At 60.0% G+C, this 6,000-nt stretch carries 5 protein-coding genes; 2 read left to right on the forward strand and 3 right to left on the reverse strand.

The annotated features are described in order from the left end of the window. The first annotated feature begins 323 nt into the window (after positions 1 to 323). Positions 324 to 2,117 (forward strand): aminopeptidase P family N-terminal domain-containing protein, encoded by a 1,794-nt coding sequence (locus B5E67_RS11025; RefSeq protein ID WP_087385334.1) that lies wholly within the window; start codon positions 324 to 326, stop codon positions 2,115 to 2,117. A 100-nt stretch (positions 2,118 to 2,217) separates the two neighbouring features. Here B5E67_RS11025 and B5E67_RS11030 read toward each other — a convergent pair whose 3' ends face one another. Continuing rightward, complete coding sequence (locus B5E67_RS11030; protein WP_087385335.1) at positions 2,218 to 3,240, reverse strand: glycosyltransferase; 1,023 nt, start codon at positions 3,238 to 3,240, stop codon at positions 2,218 to 2,220. Positions 3,241 to 3,307: 67 nt separating this feature from the next. Here B5E67_RS11030 and B5E67_RS11035 point away from each other — a divergent pair, with 67 nt between their 5' ends. Then, positions 3,308 to 4,051: a LytTR family transcriptional regulator DNA-binding domain-containing protein gene (locus tag B5E67_RS11035; RefSeq protein WP_087385336.1), complete on the forward strand. Its 744-nt coding sequence runs from the start codon at positions 3,308 to 3,310 to the stop codon at positions 4,049 to 4,051. Positions 4,052 to 4,055: 4 nt separating this feature from the next. Here B5E67_RS11035 and B5E67_RS11040 read toward each other — a convergent pair whose 3' ends face one another. Next, entirely contained in the window at positions 4,056 to 4,703 is a 648-nt protein-coding gene (locus B5E67_RS11040; RefSeq protein WP_087248490.1) for an HAD family phosphatase, read from the reverse strand. Between the two features lie 607 nt (positions 4,704 to 5,310). Next, positions 5,311 to 5,916: a hypothetical protein gene (locus B5E67_RS11045; protein WP_087385337.1), complete on the reverse strand. Its 606-nt coding sequence runs from the start codon at positions 5,914 to 5,916 to the stop codon at positions 5,311 to 5,313. Positions 5,917 to 6,000 lie beyond the last annotated feature (84 nt).

The raw sequence follows: 6,000 nt of genomic DNA on the forward strand, positions 1-6,000 counted from the left end.
TTTTCCGGGCGGAAAGGGCGGGCGCAGACCGCCCGTCCCTCTGCCAAAGCCAAAGGCGGCAGGCGGACTTTTTGCCCGAGCCGGGCGGCGGCCGCGGCCTGTCACTCCCTGTGTGCCTCCGTGAACTTCATACACCTTTATTATAACAAACCTGTCAATGGCCGAAACGGCGATTTGAGGAATTTTTTGTAAATTTTTTGAGACCGTCCAAAGGGTTTGCATTCTGTCCGCCAGGATGCTACAATAGGGAGGCAAGCGCAAACCAACAGGGCCGGGCCATGGTCCCGGCCGGATTCTCATATTTAGAAAGAAGGGCTTACTTTATGTCTACTGTCAGCGAACGGCTGGCCGCCCTGCGCAGCGCCATGCGCGAAGTGGGCTGCCAGGCTTATCTGATTCCCACCGGCGACCCCCATTCCAGCGAGTATCTGCCCACCCACTACAACAGCCGGGAGTATTTCTCCGGCTTCACCGGGGAGAACTCCACCCTGGTGGTGACCCTGACCGCCAGCGCCCTGTGGGCGGACGGCCGGTTCTTCGTCCAGGCCGAAAAGGAGCTGGCCGGCACCGAAATCCAGCTGATGCGGATGGGCGAGCCGGGTGTTCCCACCGTGGAAGCCTACTGCGCCGACGCCCTGACCGAGGGCCAGGTGCTGGGCCTGTGCGGCCTCACCGCCTCCTGCCGGCTGGTGCGCAGCCTGCAGAAGGTGCTGGACCCCAAGGGTGTGGAGGTCCGCACCTACAATCTGGAGGACCAGCTGTGGACCGAGGGCCGTCCCGCCCTGCCCGCCACCCCGGCCTGGCTGCTGCCCGCCGAGTACGCCGGCGCCACCCCCGCCGAAAAGCTGGCCCGTCTGCGGGCCAAGCTGACCGAGCTGGGCTGCACCGCCCAGATGGTGGGCAAGCTGGACAATCTGGCCTGGCTGCTGAACCTGCGCGCCATGGACATTGAGTGCACCCCCTATGCCATGGCCTATTGCTTTGTGACCCAGAACGACGCCGTCCTGTTCATCAACACCGACCGTCTGGCCTCCGAGGCCAAAGAGGCCCTGGCCGCCGACGGCGTCCGGCTGGCAGGCTACGACGAGATTCTGCCCTTCCTGAACGGGTACGGCGAGGCCCAGACCGTTCTGGCCGACCCGGATTCGGTGAACTTTGCGGTGTACAGCGCCCTGGAGGCCAACCCCGCCCTGACCGTCAAGGCCCTGGCCGATCCCCTGCTGCCCATGAAGGGCATCAAGAACGAGACCGAGCTGGCCCACACCCGGGAGTGCCACATCCGGGACGCCGTGGCCATGGTGCGGTTCCAGAAGGAGCTGGAGGAGCGGCTGGAGGCCGGTGAGACCCTCACCGAGCTGACGGTGGACGAAATCCTCCACAAGTACCGCAGCGCCCAGGACAAGTTCCTGGTGGAGAGCTTCCATACCATCGCCGCCTACGGCGCCAACGCCGCCATGATGCACTACCATGCCACCGAGGCCGACCACGCCGTTCTGGAGCGGAAGGGCTTCCTGCTGGTGGACTGCGGCGGCACCTACATGGACGGCACCACCGACATCACCCGCACCTATCCCCTGGGCCCCCTGACCGAGGAGGAGCGTCTGTGCTACACCTGGACGGTCCAGAGCCACATCGACATCGCCAAGGCGGTCTGGCTGGACTACTGCACCGGCCAGATGCTGGACACCATCGCCCGGGAACCCCTGTGGCAGCACCTGATCAACTACCGCTGCGGCACCGGCCACAGCGTCAGCTTTGTGGGCAACGTCCACGAAGGCCCCCACAGCCTCAACGGCCGCAACCAGGTGGTCTTTGAGCCGGGCATGGTCATCACCGACGAGCCGGGCGTCTACGAGGGCGGCCGTCTGGGCATCCGCATCGAGAACGAGCTGGAATGCCTCCACAAGGAGACCAACCAGTACGGCCGGTTCCTCTGCTTTGAGCCCCTGACCTGGGTACCCATCGCCACCTCCCCCATTGTTCCCGGCGTCCTGACCAAGGATCAGCTGGACTGGCTGAACGCTTATCACCGCCGCGTCTTTGAGCAGCTGGCTCCCCGCCTGAACGACGAGGAGCGGGATTGGCTGGCCCGCAAGTGCGCCGCCATCGGCGCCTGAGCCGCCCTGCGGTTTCCTGAATTCATCCCAAACAAAAAAGCCTCCCATCCTGGCTGAGCTGGATGGGAGGCACTTTTCGTCCAAAGGCAAAGGGCTGCGGTCAGGATTCCGACGAACCGGACTGCCGCTTTTGGGCCGAAGCAGCGCCCAGTGCGTTGGCGGCCTCGGTGGTCAGGGTATCCCACTTTTCCATGGCCTCCGACACCACATTTTCCAGCGGCCCGCTGGGCAGGCTGCTCTCCGAGATGTCCACCAGATACCGCCGGATGGCGGCCTTGTTCTCCTCGTACAGGCCCAGCTTTTCATACAGGGCTTTGTAATAGGGAAAGACGGTGGTTTTCATCTTGACGATGGCCGCCGGGCTGATCTGGGTGTGAATGATGCTCTGGGGGTTCTGGACGTAGTAGTAGCCGGGCTGGTCGATGGCATAAAACCGGCGGGCATACTGGATATACTGCAGGTTGAACAGCAGATCTTCGGCCCAGTGCACCTGGCTGGCAAAGAAAATCTCGTGGTTCGCCAGGATATCGCTGCGGTACAGCTTGTTCCACAGGACGCTGTAATAGTAGGAGGCGGGCTTGTCCATCAGGTGAAGGGCAAAGCCCTCGGTGTCCAGCAGTCCCTTGGGCAGGAAGTTGTAGACCCGGATTTCCGGTTCCTCGTCCTGGTCCGGGGCGGGGTCCTCTCCCGGCAGCAGGGCCGCCAGTTTTTCCTGCAGGCGGCCTGAGGCCATTTCCCGGGGGATCACCATTTTGTAGGGTGCAATGACCAGGTCGGCGTCCTGTTCCTCGGCGGCACAGACCAGATGTTCGGTGTAGTCGGGGTCCATATAGTCGTCGCTGTCCACAAACTGGATATACTTGCCCTGCGCCAGCCGCAGGCCCAGATTCCGGGTGTCGGACACGCCGGAATTGTCCTTGTCCACCAGCAGAATCCGGGGGTCCACCTTCCGGTACATCTCACAGACCGGCAGGCTGATATCCTTGGACCCGTCGTTCAGGACGATGATCTGGATATTCTGGTAGGTCTGGGCCCGAATGCTCTCAATGCAGCGGGCAATATGATTTTTCGCATTGTACACCGGCAGAATGATACTGACCAGCGGCTTGTCCTGTTGTGACATCCCAGTTAACCAACCTTTCTGTTTTCATCTGTTGCGTCTGCACCTTTCGGTGTCAGGAGGTCATTTCATGATTTTTCATATCGCAGTCTGCGCAGAGGACCCGTCCCTGCGGACCGCCCTTCAAAGGCACTGTGAGGATTATTTTGCGCGGCGGGCCGACGCCTGCCTGGTGGAGCCTCTGGACAGTCCCGAGGCCCTGCTGGCCCGGGACGCCGAGAAGGCCCGGTATCAGCTGTACCTGATCGAGCTGAGCGGCCAGCCGGGCGGGACCCTGCCCGCCGGGCTCAGCGCCGCCATGGAGCTGCGGCGCCGGGGACGGCACACGCCGCTGGCCTTTGCCGCCCGGACGCCGGCCTGGGCCTATTATGCCTATCGCGCCGACGCCATGCAGTATCTCCTGTGCCCGGTGCGGTATGAGGCCATCTCGGCCCTGCTGAACCGGGCGGTGGAGCCGGAATACGGCCCCGCCCTGACCCTTCCCACCGCGGCCGGGCTGCGGGTGCTGCCCTTTGCCCAGATCGAATACATTGAGTGTACCCAGCACGTCGTTCATTTTCACCTAACCAGCGGCGAGTCGGTGGCATCGCTGTCCCAGCGGGTGCCCTTTCTTCAGCTGGCCACCCCGCTGCTGGCGGACGGGCGTTTTGTCCAGACCCACCGGTCTTATCTGGTGAACCTGGCCGAAGTCCGGCTGCTGACCCCCGGCGAGGTACAGGTGGCCTCGGGGGCCCGGCTGCCGGTGCCCCAGGGACGGGCGGAACGGGTCCGTCAGGCCCTGCTGGCCTGGCGCAGCAAAATGCCGGACCGCTGAGCCCTTACAGCCGGGACCAGTCCAGCTGGTCCCATCCGGTCAGGAACTGCTCGCTCAGGGCCCGGATGGCGGCCTCGTCGGGCTGGCTGGCCGCATCGGCCACCCCAATCACATGGAACCCTGCATCGTGGGCGGTGCGGGCGGCGTACAGCGCATCCTCGCAGACCACGCACTGGGCGGGGTCCTGCCCGCCCAGCCGTTCCAGCGCCTGATAGAACACCCGGGGTTCATGCTTGGTGTTTCCTTCCTGGGCCGACAGAACAAACTGAAACCGGTCCAGCACACCCAGCCGGCCCAGCACCCGTTCCACCATAAACTGCCAGGTGGCCGAGCAGACGCACAGTTTCGCGCCGGATTCATCCAGCCGGGCCAGCATTTCCTCCACGCCCGGCTTGAGGCTGACGGTCCGGTACAGCCGGTCCACCGCATCCACCGCCGCCCGGGTATAGCTGTCGATGGTCAGCGGCAGGTCATAGGTGGCGATGAGATACTGTGCCGTTTCAAAGGCGCTCATGGGCAGCAGAATCCGGCCCAGGTCGGGAGCCGGCGTCTTGCCGAATCCACGCACCAGTTCATAGGGCACCTCGGACCAAATCGGCATACTGTCGGTCAATGTGCCGTCCATATCAAAAATCCAATAAGGATACTTCATCGTTTCTCCTCCACAATGTTCACATTGCCCCGATTATACACGATTATCCCCCCCTTGTACAGCCCGGCTTTCTTCGCTTTTTTGAAAAAAAGCTTAGCAAAAAACTTTACTGGGTACCATACAGTTTCCGGGTCTCCGACACTTCCGCGGGGCCGTTCCGCTCCGGCTCGCTCTCTACGTTTGTGCCTGCGGCACGATACGATGCAAACTATCTCAAAACCTGGTTTTCTGACCCACAGAAAAGCTCTATAAAATCATAACTCCCCGCTCCTTTTCACAGGAACGGGGATTTTCTCTTCCCCCGCGGCTGCGCCGCCGCCCCCCAAGGGCTGAAACATAGAGTACATTCTCTATACCGGGTATTTCCCGTATAACAAACAATGCGAGGGCCAGCTCGTGAGAGCCGGCCCTCGCAGAGGGACCCTATCTTTCGTGACGCAAAAGTTCTTTTGTTTTGGTGCGATCAACAACAGAAGGAATAGTGGTTAATTATTCCCCTTTGTCGCCACATCGGATGGGTTATTACCCGAATCTCAGGCGGTCTCTTGCCCGAGATTCCTTACATCAAATACAGTATGGTGCTCTGTATTTGTTATAAGTAAATAGATTAGTCCTTGTGCAGAACACCAGTGGTCTCGCAAGTCATAATAACAGCAACATAACGATCAACCGTGCCATTATCATTCTCAGCCTTAACCATAGCAACCTTACCAGTATAGCTGTAGCTGTAATCAATGTTGTTTACAGTTTCTTCAGCGATCAGGGTAGCGCACTTGCCGAGCTGGGCTGCAATGTTCTTCATAAGCTGGGTGTCAGTCTTATTGTCTTCATTTTTCTCGACGAACACCAGAGTCTGAGTGCCCTGCTTGGGATTGGTGTTATTATTTTTGTCGCCATACAGCTCAGGAACAGTGCTAACAGCAGCATCCGGATCCAAAATGTTTTCCAGAGTATCGGCTACAACAGTCTTGTCGGCACCCTTGCCACTTGCCAGCAAAGCAGTCTGAACATTCTTCTCCAGAGCAGCGTCATAGACAAAATTAACTTTTACCTTGTTATCTTTGTCCTGCTCCTCGTTCAGAACAGATGCAATCGAGGTATCGACAGGCTCGGTGGGTTCGGAAGAAGAGCTACCCTTGCTATCGCAAGCAGTCAGCATGCTGACTGCCAGGATGCCAGCCAGTGCCAGAGAAACAATCTTCTTGAGTTTCATAATGAATTTTTCCTCCTTAATGGTGTAAAAAGATAGAGACCCAAAACAGGTTCAAAGGAAGGTCCTTTCCTTTGTGTGCCTATA

The organism is Faecalibacterium sp. An122 (assembly GCF_002160895.1).
In the GTDB taxonomy this organism is placed as follows: domain Bacteria; phylum Bacillota; class Clostridia; order Oscillospirales; family Ruminococcaceae; genus Faecalibacterium.

Coding starts and splice junctions, on each gene's coding strand:
- B5E67_RS11025 (WP_087385334.1), top strand. CDS start 324: ATGTCTACTGTCAGCGAACGGCTGGCCGCCCTGCGCAGCGCCATGCGC.
- B5E67_RS11040 (WP_087248490.1), bottom strand. CDS start 4,703: ATGAAGTATCCTTATTGGATTTTTGATATGGACGGCACATTGACCGAC.
- B5E67_RS11045 (WP_087385337.1), bottom strand. CDS start 5,916: ATGAAACTCAAGAAGATTGTTTCTCTGGCACTGGCTGGCATCCTGGCA.
- B5E67_RS11035 (WP_087385336.1), top strand. CDS start 3,308: ATGATTTTTCATATCGCAGTCTGCGCAGAGGACCCGTCCCTGCGGACC.
- B5E67_RS11030 (WP_087385335.1), bottom strand. CDS start 3,240: ATGTCACAACAGGACAAGCCGCTGGTCAGTATCATTCTGCCGGTGTAC.